Source organism: Candidatus Lokiarchaeota archaeon (genome assembly GCA_014730275.1).
Lineage (GTDB): Archaea > Asgardarchaeota > Thorarchaeia > Thorarchaeales > Thorarchaeaceae > WJIL01.
Window position 1 is genome coordinate 125,800 of the sequence record WJIL01000016.1, and the last position, 17,147, is coordinate 142,946.

Genomic DNA, 17,147 nt, shown 5'->3' on the forward strand with positions numbered 1-17,147 from the left:
CGCTACTCCTCTTCCTTAGTTTCTTCAGTAGATGGATCGAGCTCATCTAACTCCTCGAGCTCTTCTAGGGTACTGTCGGTTTCTGCTACTGTTGGTTCTTCATCTTCTTTTTTCTCTTCTTCAGTAGCTTCGGGTTGCTCTTCTTCTGGAGCTTCTTGAACTGGTTCTTCTTCTACCAGCTCTAGCTCGTCAAGCTCTTCAAGTTCACGTAATTCTTCAAGGTCAGTGATGCCTTCAGGCACCTCTTCAACTGCTTCCGCCTCTTCTTCCTCTTTTTCTTCCTTGTCTTCTTCAGGTTCGGCAAGAAGACGTGGTTCTTCTCTCTCTCTGTCTTTTGGTTCTTTTACATGAACTCTGCCAGGAAGTTTGGCGTCTGCTTTCATGATTCTAACTTTGATTCCAATTGATCCTGGTTTCAGAATCGCAGTATCATCAGCTTCGTCAACGAACGCTCTGGCGGGTTCGCCTGTTTTTGTGATAGTTCCTTTTCGGAACTTCTGATAGCGACCACGCCTGCTTGACAGCTTGCCTTTAACAATAATCTCGCAGCCTTCGGCTCCAGCCCGCATAATCCTGTTGATGATCCAGTAGACCATTCTTCTGAATCTAACACCGCGCTCCATTTGTCTTGCAATTCTGGAGGCCATTACTTGGGCGTTGAGCCATGGGTTTTCTATTTCGCTAACCTCAACTTGCGGGTTGTCAACCATGAACTGTGTTTCGAGTGTATACGTTAATTCTCTAACATTTGATCCTCTTCGACCAATCACAACGCCTGGTCGAGAGGCGTATATGACGATATCAGTTCTCATGGGTCCTTCTTTGATTTCAAGACCCCCGTATCCAGCTGTGTTCAGCTCACGGCTTAGAAACTCGTCAATAGTGAGTTTCCTCGCGTTCTGTTCGATGAAATGTTTGACAGCAGACATTTTAGCCAACCTCTTCAAGTACGATTTCGACATGTGCCGTGTGTTCGAAGTACTCTGTACTTCTTCCAAATGCCCGTTGGATATACTTCTTGTAGGTCCGTCCTTTTTGCGTAGCTGCATGCTTGATTCTGAGGCGGTCTATGTCCAGACCTTTATGATCTGCATTTGCCTCTGCATTAACTAGGACTTCCCGAATCTTCTTCGATGCCTTAACCGGATGTCCGCCAGTGTGCCATTTCTTCATTCCAGAGTGGTGGGCCCCCTTCTTCTTGTACTTCTTGTATGGAATCCAGGCCTCTTCGTCTATGACCTTATCAAGAAGGTCTAGAGCGTCATGTAACATCTTTCCCCTGATTTCGTTACATATCTCCACACAATGCTTGGGGGAGCATCTCATGTTGCGACCACTAGCCACGGCTGTTTTATCCGGGTCTAGGCCTATTATGCTATATCCGTAATTGGGCATAACGGTTCACTTCCCGTGTTTTTGACTCCAAAAGGCACACGTCATGTCAACTCGGTGAGCCGACGAGTCATATGGCGCCCTCAACAAGTCACCAATAACCTATCCGGCAAACGTATACAGGCGGTTCGCGCACGCAGAACAAGCTGCCTGCACTGCTCCTTCGGTTATTCGGTACTTGTATTCCGAGAGCGACACGGTGGTGCGGCAAGAATCTACTTTTAAAGCTTATCAATTAGCGAAAACCAGACATTTCTAAAATCGGCCACTAATGGAAAAGAATACCTCTAGGGATTATCTCCGAATTCTTCGGTGACTCGCCGCAACACACCACTAGGAAGTGAGCTCTCGACCAAATCTATGCCTTTCTGAGTGAGGGTGGCCCTGATGTAGTGTACTCCTGCTGATCGAATGTAGATAAGCTGTTTTTCCTTTAATCGCTTCAGACTACCTAAGACTACTTGGGTTAATTCTTCATCCGTAAGATTAACGCGCCCAGTCGGGCTTTGAATTGTCTCTGTCATCTTCAGAATGTTTTTCATGCTACTCAGTTGGCGTCTGTTGTTATCGTATGGATTTGTGAACAACCAGAGCAATACTATGAGATCAACTACACCTAGACCTATATGTGGATTCCGTGTGAGCAATCGTTTTGCTACGAGCTCTACCATCGGCATTGGTCTTCGTTCTCCTATCCCGTAAGTTGCCTATTGAATCAATCGAGTGTTCTAGACTAAGCTGATTTTGTTTCTGCTTGGAGCGAAGATATGTCCATTTCGCATTAACTTCTCGAGTGAGGATTCTACTGATGATTCCGAAACGTCCTCGGCAAGGAAGTGCTTGATAATCTCGTCCATCCTTGCTGATCCACCCTTGTCTCTAAGCAGCTCCATTATCTCATTAGAGACATCTACTTTTCTTTTGTCTGACTTACCTTCGTCCTCAACTCGTCCTACTAGTTTAATAGACCATGGTCTCGGGAAAATGAGAGTGCCCTCGTTAGACATTTTACTGATTTGTTCTTCAACCCATGGCCATTCCAATTTGTACTCTTCACAGAGACTTTCAATTCGCTCTAAAGGGCATGGTTTCCCTTTGGCCTCCTTTTCTAACATATTCAGTAATCGGCGGCGTTTTCCCGTTGTTGGTGGCGGTTCTTCATCTGCTTCAAGATCATCTACTGTCAGCTTCTCTGCGGGCATAAGTGCCTTCACACGTTCTTGTGATTTCTCAACCGCTGCACGAAACTCATCATCTCCCCCAGCATTGTATTCCTTTACAGCTGCTGAAGCCCTATCATGACCATTAAAGACAGTTTTTGCTGCCTTTCTGATGTTGATTATCTTTCCGCAATAGCTGCATCTTCTTCTTTTTTGTCCAACTGGTGCAAGCGTGAAATTGGTGCATTTGGGACATGCGAAAACAAAATAGGATTTCACTGAAATGTCTCCTTCCTAGTAGTTTCTTCTATTCCTTTCAATCTATCTCTTGGGAAGACAATGGTCTTCATTATTGTTGCGAGAGAGCTCTAACAGAATCATTGAAACTCCATGCATGAAAGCGTGAGATAACACCAAGATTTACTCTAAGTACTACTCTGATGCCGGCTGGGGAAAGGCTGAAACACAGAAGTTTCACACAGTTGTTAAAGATGTAGGAAACAGGCTATGATATTGCATGAATAGCGTTATATCTCCAACCAAGTTTCTCTCAAATGGAGAACTCTTAGATGCCAAAGCATGCAAAGGAAATTGTTATTGATGAAGAGCTATGCAAAGGCTGTCATATCTGTATCTCCGTGTGCCCTAGAGATGTCTTAGAAAAAGCCGAAGAGGTAGACAGCAGAGGGTTCTTTATTCCTGTAGTTAAGGACTTGGAATCTTGCGTTGTTTGCAGATTGTGTGAGATGGAATGTCCAGATTTTGCTATCTCGGTTGTTGAAGACAAATAGCCGGAAATGTATCGGAAGCCGTCACTTATTGTTTCATAATACATTACTAGCTCCATAGATTTCTTAGATGAATGTTATAAGAAACCATGTTATTGAAGCAAATATGACCGATGTACAAGTGCTTGCCACCGAATTCACCTCTAAGGGTGAAACTATACGGGGCAATTTCGTTCTCCCCACCACTAAAGGGCCGTTTCCAGGTGTCTGCAAATTCCATGGTCTTCCAGGAGGACCTGACCAGGTCAGTGGAGTGGCAACAAGGCTTGCTGAGGCAGGGTTTGCAGTTCTGGTGTTTGATTTTAGGGGGTTTAGAAAGAGCGATGGATTGTTTAGCCTGTCTGGAGAGATAGCTGATGCAAAAGTAGCAATCACTCATCTTATGCAATCAGACTTTGCGAGTGACTCTTGGGTTGGCGTGTATGGCGCAAGCTATGGTGCTGCAGTTGCAGTCTGTACAGCTGCATATGACAAAAGAATCGATACAGTTGTTCTGCGGGCACCAGTTTACGATACCCTCTGGTTTGCTAAGTCTCCAATGATTCAACCGGCTGTTGAAAATATAATCAAAACAGATCCCAGCCAAATAAATCGAATTGAAGATCCTAAGATTCGAAAAAGAATCCTTCAGAGAATGATTGATGATGCTAAGATTCACAATCCGATGGATGAAATAGCGAAGGTTTCCCCCATTCCTCTTCTTATTATCCACGGAGCTCAAGATACCGCTATCGATTTGGCTGGTGTGAAGAAGCTCTATGAACGAGGCGGTGAGCCAAAAGAATTTATCTTGGTAGAAGGTGCAGATCACGAGCTCTCTGACAATACTGCGTATGAAAGAACGGTACACAGTGTTGTCAAGTGGTTTTTGAAACAATGGAGAAACACATAGTAGTACTGAAAGCTGCCAGAGGGAACATAGCGCTCGAATTGTAACGCATAGGCCCTATTACCGAATTACTCGGCCTCAATGCCCTAATATTACTCCATCTGATATATTCATTAGTAGTACTATTCCCTTTGTATATTAGGCAGGTGCTCATATTGGCAGAACGTGATGTTCAAGCTCTTCTTGACCTCAAAAACGAACTTGAAGAACAGCTCGCTGAGGCAAAGGAAAATGTTAAGCGGCTGAAATCGTACCTGAAGGCAGTTGATGCTGTGATAGGAAAAGGAAGCTTTGCAACGGCTGCATCGGCATTCACTAACAAAGAAGCCGCCTCTGAAACCCTTGAAGAAATGGAATCGGCACCAGCAACTGAAGAGGAAGAGTTTCGGACAATTGAAGTGATGAATAAGGCCGGAGACAAAGACCTTGCCACGATTGAAGTAAAAGGCAATGTGTTGGATATTCTTCCAGCTGAACACGCCCTTTATGATATAAAGAAGGGTGCATTTGCTCGATTTTTTGTTGAACGAATCTTGGGTCAGTTTCAACAAAGCGACAGGAAAAAAGTTGAAGATGGTGAGCTAGAATGGGAGGAGGCATTCGATTTTGAGGTACATGCTGACGATGGTATTCTCGAGGAGATTATCATACGCAATTATGGTGATAAGAGCCGACTTGAAGAGATAAAGAACACTTTGCGATGGGCACTTGAGAAAATCTACCGACCCCGATAGCTGTTTCTGTATATGAGTACGATGCTCCAATTCCTCCTTTTTCATACTCCGTTTTTGTATGGGCCGACTGACATTCAAGAGATTACATAATTGCAAAGGGGCCTACTACAAATAGGACATAGTATTCGCATAGAATCAAGACAATTATGGAGATAATGATTAGTACCGTCGAAACCGTTTTTCTTTTTGCCGAAGTTTCTACTGTGAATGAGGATACGGCCTCTTGAAACCGGGTTGGTAGATTGCGATCCACAATTGTTCTTGCTACGGGCAGCTCTTCGGATAGTTTGCTTCGAAGAGCATTCACGCTTGCCTCATGGAATCTTGTCAGGTAGATAAGTGTAATGATGACTATTGTACCACTACTAAGCAGAATGAAGTGGAATACGAAGTAGATTCCAGTAACATACCAATTAGTCAGAAAACCAGCCTCACCCTCGAATGCCAGCTGATAACAAACATCCAGCCCAAGAATCAGACCACCTATTCCTATGAGTTTTCGTAAAAGGCCTTTGTTCATGTCTTCTCCAACATCGTGAATGAGACCGTTTTCATCCGTGTATCTAATGAGAGCGTCATTCAGAACCCAATTGAAGGGAACAAGCCCGGATATGATGAGTGGAATCAATTGCATGACCATCATTGAGAGGAAAAGGGCATCATTGCCGGACAATTCGGGAGGAAGCACGTAGTTGAGACCAAATGCAGCAATGAAAGTGAGACCAATATTGGCGGAGATTCCGGAGAGAATCTTCGTCTTGAATATCTTCCAAATGTCATTTAGATCTGTGGGGTTCGTTTCTGCCTCCAAATAATGGTCAGAAAAGCGACGGAAGCCAAGGAGAAAACCAGAAACCTTGTTCCATACTACAGGTGCTATGAGAATCACCAAGATATTGGGAACAATCAAACCGAAAATCTGTTCATCTACATGGAATGAAAACGTAGCCCACTCAGGCAGTATCAGTGTATCCACATAATCGACTAATACTAGAATGTAGCCTAAGCTCATCATTAGGGCGATAATGAGGTACACAATCAATCTTCCACTATCCGGTTCTTCTACTGTGAAAGTTACTGAACCCTGATCTATGGATCCGTCTTCAGGTGTATGACTCCGAATGTCAGCTTCCTCCTCATTCAATCTCTTTCCGCTCCATTTCTTGTATAATAAACGCCCTTTCTTTTCTTCTTTTCCCCTTTATTACTACATTAATGAATGATTTACTCAGTCTCGAAGGAAAACGCGCCTTTTAACTCACCCTCCGTTTCCATTCGAAAGCCATATTAGTTTGCAGCAGGATTTCTGGAGTGAGGAGCCATCAGAGCCACTCGGAGTTCCAGTAACATGTATCGCAGTGAAGACAGTCAGCTCGTGGTAAGCCCCCAGGAAGTAGTTCAAACAATCCGGGATGCCAATGAATTCTTTGCAGAATCACGAGTTGATGAACGCTATGGCAACATGGCCTTGGATTTGATTCGGCGATACATTTCTGAAGAGGGTATGCCTCGGGAGCTTGACCCATTCTTCGCGGCCGCACTCTATTTGGTTAGCCGTCATCCTTGGAGTCATCCGAACCCCCTAACCAAAAACGAATTTGCTGGCAAGTTTCGTATGAAGGAATCCAGTTTGGAATGGTATACCGAAAGCATTGTTGAGAAGCTGGATTTCATTATCTTGCACGACAAGAATCACTTGCCCTTTTTCATTGATTCACAAGGGACCATCTGTAGTGTTATGGATTCAATTGTGAAAATGAGTGTGGGAGAAGCTGTTGTCAAGAGTATCGTTCGTGGTAGTCCTATTTCGTCACACGAACTAACTGAGCGAATTGTGGATCAGCTGTGTGATGTAGTGAAAATCATACCCCCCGCATTTCAGCATGAGCTTCGAAGTGTTGTCAGAAATCGAATTGAAACTGAAAGTGAGCGATTGATTGAGAAGCTGGGCGGGAAAGACGGAGTTTTCTAACTGTCTTCAGGCTCAACCTCGACATCTTCAACAAAATGCTCTCCTGCTACAACCTGATCGATTGAGTGGATGACTGCACCGGCTTGTTCAAGGATTTCCTTGATTGTATCATAATCAAGGTCGTTTCCTTCAAGCGTTATTGATATGCTCTCCGTATTTTGGTCAACTTCCTTGACTGTGATATTCGTCCCTTTCACACGCTCTTCACGGGCAAGCATCATCGCCAAATCAGTAACTCTCGGCGTGTGAGGTTTCAGCACGTCTAGAACTATTCTACGTACACCTTGTGGCAATCTTCTTTCAAACCCCGATAATGACCGTTCAAGGTCAATTGTATCGTTGCGACTATCCGTAGTCGCACCTGTTTAAAAGTTTACTACAGTTGCATATTTGTTGAAATAATCTCTCTATTTTTCATAACAGGGGTGGGAATTATGGCGCGGTATTAGTAGACGGGTGCCAATTCTTATAATCATTTGAAACCCAAGTAGTATCTACACCTAGTCTCAAATTTCGCCGGGAAGAATCGAAGAAGGGACCATCATGAGTCAGCAACATAAATTGACAGACAAATCTATTGACAGCCAAGAAAAAGGAGACTATTCAGAGACAAAAATTGCTCTTGAGAAAGAGGTTCAATCAGCTCGTCTTGTTGATATAGATCTCACCGATTTCAAGAATCATCCCCTATGGACGATTCTAGTGGAAACCGCACAAAGAAATCCCATGTACAGCGGGTTATGCGGTTACATCCGCAACACCATACTTGAAGAAGAGCCGAATATTGGCGTTCGTGAATTGGCTAGTCGCTTATCCATATCCATTGGGGAATCCCTCGTAATCCTTGACGAGGTTCGGAAGTAAAATTTAACCCCCTTCTCAATGTAGTCATCTAACGAACTATAAGCCCCCGCACAACAGTCTTTCCATCGAAGGAAGCTGTCATGTTAGAACAATCCAAATTCAGGGATCGCAGATACGCCGATGTTGTTCTGAAGGAGATTGAACGTTTAAGCTCAGGAGAGGACATCAGGATTGTTCATGTCTGCGGCACTCATGAACACACAATCACTCACAATGGAATCCGTACAATCCTTCCAGATCACATCGATTTGGTGGCAGGTCCCGGATGTCCTGTTTGTGTCTGCGCAGCTGAGGATATTGACAAAGCTATAGAATTGGCAAGACGTGACCACATAATCACTACTTTTGGAGACATGATACGAGTACCTGCTACTGATTCAACACTGGCGAAAGAACGTACTGCTGGTGCGGATATTAGAGTGGTCTATGGACCAAATGATGCAGTGGAAATTGCAAGAAAGAATCCTGATAGAGAAACGATATTTGTCGGAGTTGGCTTTGAAACCACCGCTCCTACAATGGGAGTGGAGATACTGAAGGGCCCCCCGGACAACTTCTCGATACTGACTTCCCTTAAGTTGATACCCCCGGCTATGCATCTATTGGTTAATTTGGAGGGTTTTGATGTAGATGGTTTCATAACTCCGGGTCATGTCTCAACTATTATCGGAACTGAAGTATACCAGAATATTGCTCATGATTATAGTGTACCATGTGTTGCAGCGGGTTTCGAACCATTGGATGTTCTGGAATCAATTAGAATGATTCTGCTTCAGATTCAAGAAGGGCGGGCGGAATCGGAGAACGAGTATTCGCGAGTAGTTAGACCGGAAGGAAACCCTGCAGCTCGAAAAATCTTGGATGAGGCATTCAAAATCGATGATGCTCCTTGGCGGGGGCTTGGGGAGATAGAAGATTCGGGTTACTTCTTACGGGACGAATTCTCTGAACACGATACCCGAGAGCAATATGATTTTCCCGAGATGGAATCTGTTGATATTCTCCCCGGCTGTCTCTGTCACAAAGTGATTTTGGGTATGGCCAACCCGACTGATTGCAGCCTTTTTGGCAATAGATGTACACCCGATGATCCGTATGGCCCGTGTATGGTGGGACATGAAGGAACTTGTAGGATTAGGGCCGAGGGCATGGATCTTGAACAATGAATCTTGGAAATGAGAACTACTGTTTTTCCAGTTGACGTAGTTCTTCTCTTGTGTTTGCATTCTTGAAGCTGTCCAAATACGGGTCTACTTGTCTTAGGATTTCTACAGAGATGAAAAGTACATCTTCCAGTGCGTTCACAAGGTTCCTCATTTTGAGAGACCGACTGGCAAGCAGTTTCTTTGCTGCAGGTATCGCTGATGCTGTCTTGTATAGTGAATGGAGCGGCTCGATGTAACCAGAAGACCAGCGTGGTACGACCGCATCATGATTGTTGTGAAGTTTGAGAACTAGTTCAACGAGAGCCGGTTTGAGCAGCGGTGTGTCAATTGGGAGCAAATGACAGAACTGTTTCTGACAGGCTTTGAAGGCAGCTAGAGATGCAGTGAGTGGGCAGCTAGGGTAACCCTTTGGATCAAGAACTGTCGGAACATTTCCAATAAGTGGCTGGATTTGCTGCTTCTGTTCATTATTCGATACGACAACAAATACTGAATTGGAGGTTTTTCTTGCAATTCCAATCATATGTGAGATGAGTGGTTCTTCGTGAAATTCCGCTAATGACTTATTGCTACGAAATCTATTGGATTGTCCTCCACATAGTATTGCAAGACAAATATCTTCCATTTTGGTTCCCCCGAGTTGGAGCACAATCAGTCATTGATTGAATGTACGGATTTAGATTAAGGCACATTTCCTGGGTATCTAAGAGAAGCGATTATCTTCCTTATATTTTCCTCCGGGGTTAGTCTCGGGCTGTAAGGTATTCATCTATCATAGCTGAGATTTGCCCATCGGTATAGTGCTGTGAGGTTATGGCTCCATTTGGGCATGCCGCTGTACAGGTTCCACAGCCTTTGCAGAGTGCAGGATTCACTTCTGCATGGTTTCTTTCATTTGCTGCTATTGCATTGTATGGACAAACTGAAATGCACATGTGGCACCCTGCGCATTTATCTTCATCAACAACGGAGTAGTACGGCTCTAGAGTTATCTTGCCCCTCCCCATAAGTGCCATTGCTCCAGAAGCAGCTCCCTTTGCCTGTGCTACCGTATCTGGAATGTCTTTTGGTCCCTGCGCCATGCCTGCAATGAAAATCCCGTCACCAAAAGTCTCCACGGGACGTAGTTTCGGATGTGCTTCCAGAAGGAATCCATCAGGCGATCTACTCAGGTTCAGCGCCTTGGCGACTTTATCTACGGATTCGGGTGCGACGATACCCGTTGATAGGACTACCAAATCGATATCCTCGAGTTCCATTGGTTTGCTGAGGAGAGTGTCTTCACCCCGAACTATCAGGTTGTACGTCTCATCATCTTGCTGAATTTCTCCTACACGCCCACGGATGAAATTTACTCCTGCTTCAGCAGTTTCTTCATAGAATTCTTCATAGCCTTTTCCAAAGGTTCGCAAATCGATATAGAAGATGTATATGTCGGCTCCAGTTTTGTCTCTAAGCATCCGTGCCTGTTTGATAGCAGTCATACAGCAAACTCGAGAGCAGTATTGGTTTGTTTGTTGATCCCGACTCCCGACGCACTGTATGTACACAATCTTTTCTGGCTCAGCCAAGTCAGATGGCCGGACAACATGTCCTTGGGTAGGGCCTGAGGAGCTTAGCATCCGCTCGACTTCCATGATGTTGACAACGTTGGGAAACTCCAGATAGCCGTATTCTTGCTTCTGAGTCGCATCGAATACATTGTATCCCGTTGTTACGACGATGGTTCCCACCGTAAACTCAATCAGTTTCTCTTTGTCATCATAGTTGATAGCTTCAGCTTCACATTCGTCCTGACACTTTCCACATCGCACGACATCTACTCCCAGACAGCTATCCATATCTAAAACGTATGCAGAAGGAACAGATTGTGCGAAGGGAACGTAAATCGCATTCCTATATGTTAGATTAGCATCAAAATCTGCTGGAACATCAACTGGACAAACTTCCGCACAATCTCCACATGAGGTACATTTCTCAACATCAACATATCTTGGCCTTTGCTTCACAGTTACCTCAAAGTTGCCTACATAACCATCAACCTTCTCAACTTCAGCCATCGTGATTAGTTCGATGTTCGGATGTGCTTCTACCTCGGCCATTCTGGGTGTGAGAATGCAGGAGGAACAATCAAGCGTTGGAAAGGTTTTATCTATTCTTGCCATGTTTCCGCCAATGCTGGGTTCTTTTTCAATCAAGTAGACCTTGAATCCACCGTTGGCTAAATCTAGGGCGGCTGATATCCCTGCGATGCCGGCTCCAACAACCATTGTTGCTTTCTCGATTTCGACCTCGGGTTCTTCCAATGGTTCAAGGAGTCTATCTCTGGCTATAGCCATTCTCACGAGATCTATAGCTTTCTCTGTTGCTGCTTCAGGCTCATCAGCATGTATCCAGCTATTATGTTCCCGAATATTCGCTATTTCCAGCTTGTAAGGATTGAGGCCTGCGTTTCTCATGGTCTCTCTAAAAGTACGTTCGTGCATTCTTGGAGAACACGCTGCTATGACAACCCGGTCAAGCTGCTCTTCCTTTATCCGGTCCGTGATGATTTTTTGCCCCGGCTTAGAGCAAACATACTTGTAATCTTCAGCGTGGACTACATTTGGTAGATCCTTGACTTCCTCTACGACCTTCTCGACGTCCACAACACCGGCAATGTTGCTACCACAATGGCAAATGAATACTCCAATTCTTTTCTCAGGCATTGCATTCTCCTCGTCTGCGTATGGGCAAGTTCTGTTACGATCAGACATTATCCTTTAATCATGTGGCTATCTTGCCACTCCCAGATTATCAGCGTTGGATTGACTTTAGATAATAAATTGTTACGGATTGGGGGCCTACAAAACCTATAAAGGAATTTGAAAGAAATTACGGAATCATGAACGACTATCAATTGATTGGCCCGCTCATTCTGTTCTTCTCGGCTGCCGATTTGCTTCTGCATATTGTACTGGATTTCAGGAAGATGCAAACGCCTCGGAGGTACAGTGATACAGCAAACGATGTTGAAACTCCAAAAACAGCTCTTGGCGCTGCAACATTATCCACACTTCTTTTGTTTTCCATCGTGTTCTTGCTTTCCGTTGGGTGGTTCGTTCTTCCAGTCAATGATTTTCTCGGTTTGATTCGTTTCATTCGACCCGGGCTGATGCTGGAATTCACAGGTCTGTTTCTGTTTTGTGGAGGTGTCCTCCTCAATGGTTGGTCGCGGTTTGTACGGAAAAATATGGCCTCCTCGTGGGACATGACTGATAATCACCGTTTGGTTACGACAGGTCCATATGGGTGGATCCGTCATCCATCCTATAGTTCGTACCTGATTTGTATCCTAGGTGTAAACTTCCTTCTCCCCTCTGTATTGTCAATCCTGCTTCTTATAGGCATCCCAGCTTACTATAGTATCTCACTGCACGAAGAGGAACTTCTAATCTCGCAATTTGGAGATGAATACCGCCAATATATGCAACAAACTGGGCGTTTCATACCCCGTGTATAGAGTATTAACAATTGATAAGGTGTTTCTGAATACCTTTTATCCGCCACCAAAGAGATAAAAAGAGTGCATTATGCCGAAACTTTGAGCTACGATGCCCGGCAAGGTATGGACCTATATTTCTGAGAAGCTGGACACTGAAGGCGCCCTTCACTTCTCACTACTCGATCCAGATCCTCTGAAGATGACAACCGAGAAATGCGTTGAATTGGCGACAATTGCTGAGGATGCAGGTACCGACGCGATAATGATTGGTGGCAGTACCATATTTGGATTGGTCGACCCGGCTGTGAAAGCCATAACCGAATCCATAGACATTCCTACAATTCTCTTCCCGGGTAACATTACTGGCGTATCCGAATATGCCGATGCGATGTTTTTCATGAGCCTTCTAAACAGTACAAACCCGTACTGGATTATAGGGGCGCAGGCATTGGGTGCTGGTAAAGTCAGATTGTCTGGTATTGAGACCATTCCTATGGGTTATCTTCTCATCGAACCTGGAAAAACTGCGGCGTGGGTCGGTGATGCCAAATGCTTCCCCCGTGATAAACCGAAACTCGTCCTGATGTATGCATTAGCAGCCCAGTTCATGGGTTTCAAACTGGTATACCTCGAGGCCGGAAGTGGTGCAGAAGGTGGAGGCGTACCATCTGAGGTAATTCAAACTGTTGATCAGTATTGTGAACTGCCAATCATCACTGGTGGTGGTTGCAATGATGCAGAATCAGCAGTAAGACTGGTAGAAGCTGGTGCATCAATTGTCGTCCAAGGCACTTACATCGAAGAAAACTGCCCTGAAGACGGCGGTGAAGGACTAAGTTCAATCATCGATGCCCTCAAAAATGCAGCTTCGGACCGGGTATGAGGTTCAAGCTGGTCATACTTAAATACCGTGAATATGTGAAACAATCCCAGATGCATCGGGAGGATTCAGAAGCTTGTCTGCTAAGACCGAAATGCTCAGAGAACTGCTCGAGGACTTAAGCCGTGCCTCCCAAGGCAATATTGAAGCTAGCACTATCATTTCTAGATCCCAGGGGCTTCCCATTTACAGTTGGTTCCCGGAGGATCCGCCTGATAACGTACCTGCAGAAGATGTCATTGCTGGGCGATCTATGCAAATCCAGATGGAAACCCGAAAGGTGTTCAAAGAACTGGAACGCGGCTCCCTTGTACGAATGCTTATCGAAGGTGATAATGGCTATACTATCATCTGTGGAGCGGGCGATGACGCGATTCTGGCCGTGTTGACCAATAAGAGGGTCAATCTTGGATATCTATTCTTCATGATGAGTCGAATAGCAAAAGGAATAGAATCAGCCCTTGCATAGAAAACCCTATTCCGCAATTCTTTAATTGCAAGTACAAGCTTGTTTTCTGTAAGTCGACTTCTTGAACGGTGGCTATTATGTCAGAAGAAGAAAAGAGTAATGCAAATCAGAAGGAGGAACAGGAAGAGAAAGAGGAAGAGGACGAGTGGGCTAAGTGGAAAGAAGCTGGGATAGTGGCCAGAGACGCTTTAGACATTGCTCGTGACATGATTGAACCCGGTGCAAAAGTGCTTGATATTGTAGAAGCTGTTGAAGGGCACATTTTGAAGCATGCCAGCGGTGTATCTTTCCCATGTAACGTAGCCATCAACAATGTAGCTGCCCACTACACTTCTCCTCTGGAGGATGAAACCGTCATAGAAGAAGGCGATCTTGTTACGGTCGACTGTGGAGCGCACATCGATGGTTGTATCTCGGATTCTGCTTTCACGGTAGCACTGAATCCCGACCATGATGATTTGGTTCAGGCTTCAGTGGATGCCACCAATACTGCTATCAAGATGTTTCGACCAGGTGCCAAGCTCAATAGCATTGGGGCCCTCATCGAACAGACGATTGAGGATGCAGGTTTCAAGCCTGTGAAGCAGCTGACAGGACATCAGCTGAGAGAATATGAGCTCCATGCTGAGAAGCAGGTCCCGTGTGTTTCAGGGAAATCCGAGGTCAAAGTTGAAGCAGGAGAAATGTATGCAATAGAAACTTTCGCGAGTACGGGAGCTGGCAATGTCACTGATGGTCCTGATGCCTACATCTACCAGCTCTTGCCAATACGTGTCCCTGTACGGTTCCGTGGATCCAAGCAATTCTTGGCAATCGCACGTCGCGACTATGGCGAGTTCCCATTCGCAAAACGCTGGTTGGCCAAAGAAATGAAGCATGCAGCTCTTGAGATGGCAATCAGAGAACTGGAGAAGAATAATGTGCTCATTGGTCACAATGTTCTATCTGAGAAAGAAGGCGAACTTGTTTCTCAGCATGAACATACTATAATCGTGACTGAGGATGGCTACATACAAACCACCTAGCCTCTCAAAAAACCTGGCATCAGAAGATATCCTCTTGTTCTAGATATCACTTCTACAAGAATGGCTACGCATGCCATTATCTTCCGGTGCATGCTGGCCCATCAGGTCTTTCAAAACGGCCGCAATCCAGCTTCAGCTGAATCGTTTGCAGAGACTATCTGAAATGTAGAGCTAGCGTCTGCCTGGCCTGTTACTCCAGTCTATTTTTATCATCTCGGGCGGGAACCCCAGATCCGAAAGCACATCTTCAATCCTACCTCGATGATCACCTTGCAATTCAATATGACCATGTTTGGCAGCACCTCCACACGCCAACTTACTCTTTAGCTGTGAAGAAAGATCGTCGAGATCAACTGCCTTATCAAATCCAGACAGCACCGTATACATGCGACCCCATTTTCGTCGCTCGACATCTACTTTGATTTGTGCCTCTTCTTGTGCAATGGTTTCGCAAACGCACAAGTCTCGAGGGAGCCCACAATTCGGACATATACCGCCTTCGTCTTCGCTCAGTAAAAATTCCACCTTCATTGTTAGGTTCTTATTCAGTTGTGTGTTTACGCGTAACCCTCCCATATAAGTGCTACCAACTACTAAAGGTACTACCCATGACTGACAGGATTCTGATTGCTGATGCTCTAGCAGCCGGGTCCGGAAAACGGACAAGTTCACGGGATTCTATAGGCTGCGGCCCGAGAGCAGTTGCAGGGGTGTTTGAGAAACACAGTATTCCCTGCAGGATCATGCGTGCTGAGGATTTACTTCAGAAACCGTCTCGGATGAAGAGATTTTCTCATTTTGCCATTTCTGCCATGACCATGGATTTGCCGGCTACAGAGTCTCTTATCGGATTATGGCGGTATCGACAACCAGAAGGCAAGGTCGTCTTGGGGGGGCCCATTGCACAGGGAAAGGAGAGTATCCTCGAATCCCTGAAACCTGACGTGTTGGTCCTAGGAGAAGGTGAAGCCACACTTGATACACTGCTCTCCGCTGGATTCCTTGAGGATTCGGTTTCATTATCGTCGATACAGGGAATCGGCTATGTGGACGAAAGCGGGCCATTCCTCACAGAGCAACGACCTCCCCTTTCTGAGCGAGATTTATCCGAAACATATACTCCTTCGACAGTGCGGATAGTTGACTACGAAACCTATCCAGCCGCCAAGGTCTACGTAGAGACAATTCGCGGGTGCTCCAACTTCAATCGAGCCCGGATTCAACTTCCAGATGGCAGAAGATGTTCTGAGTGTGGGAACTGTGCTTCGGAGAACTTACAGGATCGAATGTATTGCCCTGAAGATATCCCACCCGGGTGCGGATTTTGTAGTGTACCTTCGGTATGGGGGCCTCCTAGGAGCCGGTCGATTGACGCGATAGTGCAAGAGATTGAGGAGCTGCTTGATCTGGGAGTTCATAGGATTGTTCTCGAGGCTCCTGGCTTCTTGGACTATAAGCGAGGCAGCTACCCGCTAACAAATCCATGTAGTCCACCACCGAATCTCGAGGCTATATCCGAACTTCTGACCCGTTTAGCAACCCTTCAACAGTTTGAGAATGGGACTGCTCACCTGAGTATTGAGAACATCAAGGCTTGCCTGTTTGATGAAGAGGTTACAGAAGTTCTTGCGCACACGGTTCCCGAAACTTCTCCCAATATTGGGCTTGAGACTGGTTCCGAAGAACATCGGCAGAGAATCGGTAAATGCGGCACAGTATACGGTGTACTTCGCGCTGTTGAAACAGCTTCTGAATATGGCCTCAATCCGTATGTTTACTTCATTTACGGATTGCCCGGCGAAACGGAAGAGACCGTCAGAGAATCAATCCGGATTATGCGCAAGCTTCACGAGGCTGGAGCGCGTCGAATTATTCTCTATGGTTTTCGTCCCTTGCCTGGTTCAGCTTTTGAATCCTTTTCAGGACCGCAAATGGATCATTCATTAACAAGGGAACTCAGGAAAGAAGCTGCTCGAATTAACAGGAGCGAAAAGAAATCCTATGTGGGGAAGACTGTCCGTGGGGTTGCGGCGGAACCCTCATGGTCACGTCATGGTTTCACCATGGTCTACCCTCTTGGCGAGGGGCCAATAATGACTGTGCAGGGTGGATTCACTTCTGGGACGGTTCTCGATGTGAGAATCACAGAAATACTAAGTGAGAACCTTTTGGCTGGAGAAGTAGTGCGTTCTTAGCCTCATTGCTCCTCTTCTCAGAGCCTCTTCTGTGTAACGCTAAGCAAAACTTCATATGTGCTCAATTAGCTATTCAGATTGTAGTTACCAGCGGATAGGTGGTACTGCATTTCATACAATTGCACAGGA

General features: G+C 45.5%; 20 protein-coding genes. 11 read left to right on the top strand and 9 right to left on the bottom strand.

Annotation, left to right across the window (positions count from 1 at the left end):
* Positions 1 to 2 precede the first annotated feature (2 nt).
* From GF309_02955 to GF309_02970, 4 genes are all read right to left on the bottom strand, one after another.
* Entirely contained in the window at positions 3 to 929 is a 927-nt protein-coding gene (locus tag GF309_02955; GenBank protein ID MBD3157725.1) for a 30S ribosomal protein S3, read from the bottom strand.
* A 1-nt stretch (position 930) separates the two neighbouring features.
* The gene (locus tag GF309_02960; GenBank protein MBD3157726.1) at positions 931 to 1,395 is read right to left on the bottom strand and encodes a 50S ribosomal protein L22; all 465 of its coding nucleotides are present in this window, start codon (positions 1,393 to 1,395) and stop codon (positions 931 to 933) included.
* A gap of 284 nt (positions 1,396 to 1,679) precedes the next feature.
* Positions 1,680 to 2,069 (bottom strand): hypothetical protein, encoded by a 390-nt coding sequence (locus tag GF309_02965; protein ID MBD3157727.1) that lies wholly within the window; start codon positions 2,067 to 2,069, stop codon positions 1,680 to 1,682.
* A 51-nt stretch (positions 2,070 to 2,120) separates the two neighbouring features.
* A complete protein-coding gene (locus GF309_02970) occupies positions 2,121 to 2,831 on the bottom strand; it encodes a hypothetical protein (GenBank protein MBD3157728.1) in 711 nt (236 codons plus the stop codon).
* Positions 2,832 to 3,121: 290 nt separating this feature from the next.
* Here GF309_02970 and GF309_02975 point away from each other — a divergent pair, with 290 nt between their 5' ends.
* The 3 genes from GF309_02975 (at position 3,122) to GF309_02985 (ending at position 4,963) form a co-directional block, all read left to right on the top strand.
* Positions 3,122 to 3,343 carry a 4Fe-4S dicluster domain-containing protein gene (locus GF309_02975; GenBank protein ID MBD3157729.1) on the top strand — a complete coding sequence of 74 codons (222 nt, stop codon included), beginning with the start codon at positions 3,122 to 3,124 and terminating at the stop codon, positions 3,341 to 3,343.
* A 67-nt stretch (positions 3,344 to 3,410) separates the two neighbouring features.
* A complete protein-coding gene (locus GF309_02980; GenBank protein ID MBD3157730.1) occupies positions 3,411 to 4,232 on the top strand; it encodes an alpha/beta fold hydrolase in 822 nt (273 codons plus the stop codon).
* 152 nt (positions 4,233 to 4,384) lie between these two features.
* A complete protein-coding gene (locus tag GF309_02985) occupies positions 4,385 to 4,963 on the top strand; it encodes a hypothetical protein (protein MBD3157731.1) in 579 nt (192 codons plus the stop codon).
* A gap of 82 nt (positions 4,964 to 5,045) precedes the next feature.
* Here GF309_02985 and GF309_02990 read toward each other — a convergent pair whose 3' ends face one another.
* Complete coding sequence (locus GF309_02990; protein ID MBD3157732.1) at positions 5,046 to 6,107, bottom strand: hypothetical protein; 1,062 nt, start codon at positions 6,105 to 6,107, stop codon at positions 5,046 to 5,048.
* Between the two features lie 204 nt (positions 6,108 to 6,311).
* Here GF309_02990 and GF309_02995 point away from each other — a divergent pair, with 204 nt between their 5' ends.
* Positions 6,312 to 6,935, top strand: a complete 624-nt coding sequence (locus GF309_02995; protein MBD3157733.1) for a hypothetical protein — start codon at positions 6,312 to 6,314, stop codon at positions 6,933 to 6,935.
* Here the strand turns inward: GF309_02995 and GF309_03000 are convergent.
* Positions 6,932 to 7,228 (bottom strand): hypothetical protein, encoded by a 297-nt coding sequence (locus GF309_03000; GenBank protein MBD3157734.1) that lies wholly within the window; start codon positions 7,226 to 7,228, stop codon positions 6,932 to 6,934. The two genes, GF309_02995 and GF309_03000, sit on opposite strands and share 4 nt — an antisense overlap.
* A gap of 250 nt (positions 7,229 to 7,478) precedes the next feature.
* Here GF309_03000 and GF309_03005 point away from each other — a divergent pair, with 250 nt between their 5' ends.
* Positions 7,479 to 7,799 carry a hypothetical protein gene (locus tag GF309_03005; GenBank protein ID MBD3157735.1) on the top strand — a complete coding sequence of 107 codons (321 nt, stop codon included), beginning with the start codon at positions 7,479 to 7,481 and terminating at the stop codon, positions 7,797 to 7,799.
* 80 nt (positions 7,800 to 7,879) lie between these two features.
* The gene (gene hypD, locus GF309_03010; protein ID MBD3157736.1) at positions 7,880 to 8,965 is read left to right on the top strand and encodes a hydrogenase formation protein HypD; all 1,086 of its coding nucleotides are present in this window, start codon (positions 7,880 to 7,882) and stop codon (positions 8,963 to 8,965) included.
* A 16-nt stretch (positions 8,966 to 8,981) separates the two neighbouring features.
* Here the strand turns inward: hypD and GF309_03015 are convergent, their stop codons facing one another.
* Both GF309_03015 and GF309_03020 read right to left on the bottom strand, forming a co-directional pair.
* Positions 8,982 to 9,590 carry an NTP transferase domain-containing protein gene (locus tag GF309_03015; GenBank protein ID MBD3157737.1) on the bottom strand — a complete coding sequence of 203 codons (609 nt, stop codon included), beginning with the start codon at positions 9,588 to 9,590 and terminating at the stop codon, positions 8,982 to 8,984.
* 118 nt (positions 9,591 to 9,708) lie between these two features.
* Positions 9,709 to 11,673 (bottom strand): 4Fe-4S dicluster domain-containing protein, encoded by a 1,965-nt coding sequence (locus GF309_03020; protein ID MBD3157738.1) that lies wholly within the window; start codon positions 11,671 to 11,673, stop codon positions 9,709 to 9,711.
* A 176-nt stretch (positions 11,674 to 11,849) separates the two neighbouring features.
* On the opposite strand from GF309_03020, the gene GF309_03025 reads away from it, so the two are divergent.
* The 4 genes from GF309_03025 to GF309_03040 all read left to right on the top strand — a co-directional run bounded on the left by GF309_03025 (position 11,850) and on the right by GF309_03040 (position 14,823).
* Complete coding sequence (locus tag GF309_03025; GenBank protein ID MBD3157739.1) at positions 11,850 to 12,467, top strand: hypothetical protein; 618 nt, start codon at positions 11,850 to 11,852, stop codon at positions 12,465 to 12,467.
* A 91-nt stretch (positions 12,468 to 12,558) separates the two neighbouring features.
* Positions 12,559 to 13,332: a geranylgeranylglyceryl/heptaprenylglyceryl phosphate synthase gene (locus GF309_03030; GenBank protein ID MBD3157740.1), complete on the top strand. Its 774-nt coding sequence runs from the start codon at positions 12,559 to 12,561 to the stop codon at positions 13,330 to 13,332.
* 73 nt (positions 13,333 to 13,405) lie between these two features.
* Positions 13,406 to 13,798: a hypothetical protein gene (locus tag GF309_03035; GenBank protein ID MBD3157741.1), complete on the top strand. Its 393-nt coding sequence runs from the start codon at positions 13,406 to 13,408 to the stop codon at positions 13,796 to 13,798.
* A 77-nt stretch (positions 13,799 to 13,875) separates the two neighbouring features.
* Positions 13,876 to 14,823: a type II methionyl aminopeptidase gene (locus GF309_03040; GenBank protein ID MBD3157742.1), complete on the top strand. Its 948-nt coding sequence runs from the start codon at positions 13,876 to 13,878 to the stop codon at positions 14,821 to 14,823.
* 171 nt (positions 14,824 to 14,994) lie between these two features.
* Here the strand turns inward: GF309_03040 and yciH are convergent, their stop codons facing one another.
* Entirely contained in the window at positions 14,995 to 15,354 is a 360-nt protein-coding gene (yciH, locus tag GF309_03045) for a stress response translation initiation inhibitor YciH (protein ID MBD3157743.1), read from the bottom strand.
* Positions 15,355 to 15,431: 77 nt separating this feature from the next.
* Here yciH and GF309_03050 point away from each other — a divergent pair, with 77 nt between their 5' ends.
* Positions 15,432 to 17,018: a radical SAM protein gene (locus tag GF309_03050; GenBank protein ID MBD3157744.1), complete on the top strand. Its 1,587-nt coding sequence runs from the start codon at positions 15,432 to 15,434 to the stop codon at positions 17,016 to 17,018.
* Positions 17,019 to 17,147: the final 129 nt, after the last annotated feature.

Excerpts from the sequence above, each read along its gene's own strand:
- GF309_03015 (MBD3157737.1), bottom strand. The coding sequence starts at position 9,590 with ATGGAAGATATTTGTCTTGCAATACTATGTGGAGGACAATCCAATAGA.
- GF309_03050 (MBD3157744.1), top strand. The coding sequence starts at position 15,432 with ATGACTGACAGGATTCTGATTGCTGATGCTCTAGCAGCCGGGTCCGGA.
- GF309_03005 (MBD3157735.1), top strand. The coding sequence starts at position 7,479 with ATGAGTCAGCAACATAAATTGACAGACAAATCTATTGACAGCCAAGAA.
- GF309_03040 (MBD3157742.1), top strand. The coding sequence starts at position 13,876 with ATGTCAGAAGAAGAAAAGAGTAATGCAAATCAGAAGGAGGAACAGGAA.
- hypD (MBD3157736.1), top strand. The coding sequence starts at position 7,880 with ATGTTAGAACAATCCAAATTCAGGGATCGCAGATACGCCGATGTTGTT.
- GF309_03030 (MBD3157740.1), top strand. The coding sequence starts at position 12,559 with ATGCCCGGCAAGGTATGGACCTATATTTCTGAGAAGCTGGACACTGAA.
- GF309_02965 (MBD3157727.1), bottom strand. The coding sequence starts at position 2,069 with ATGCCGATGGTAGAGCTCGTAGCAAAACGATTGCTCACACGGAATCCA.
- GF309_03025 (MBD3157739.1), top strand. The coding sequence starts at position 11,850 with ATGAACGACTATCAATTGATTGGCCCGCTCATTCTGTTCTTCTCGGCT.
- GF309_02960 (MBD3157726.1), bottom strand. The coding sequence starts at position 1,395 with ATGCCCAATTACGGATATAGCATAATAGGCCTAGACCCGGATAAAACA.
- GF309_02980 (MBD3157730.1), top strand. The coding sequence starts at position 3,411 with ATGAATGTTATAAGAAACCATGTTATTGAAGCAAATATGACCGATGTA.
- GF309_02975 (MBD3157729.1), top strand. The coding sequence starts at position 3,122 with ATGCCAAAGCATGCAAAGGAAATTGTTATTGATGAAGAGCTATGCAAA.
- GF309_02955 (MBD3157725.1), bottom strand. The coding sequence starts at position 929 with ATGTCTGCTGTCAAACATTTCATCGAACAGAACGCGAGGAAACTCACT.
- GF309_03020 (MBD3157738.1), bottom strand. The coding sequence starts at position 11,673 with ATGCCTGAGAAAAGAATTGGAGTATTCATTTGCCATTGTGGTAGCAAC.
- yciH (MBD3157743.1), bottom strand. The coding sequence starts at position 15,354 with ATGAAGGTGGAATTTTTACTGAGCGAAGACGAAGGCGGTATATGTCCG.
- GF309_02995 (MBD3157733.1), top strand. The coding sequence starts at position 6,312 with ATGTATCGCAGTGAAGACAGTCAGCTCGTGGTAAGCCCCCAGGAAGTA.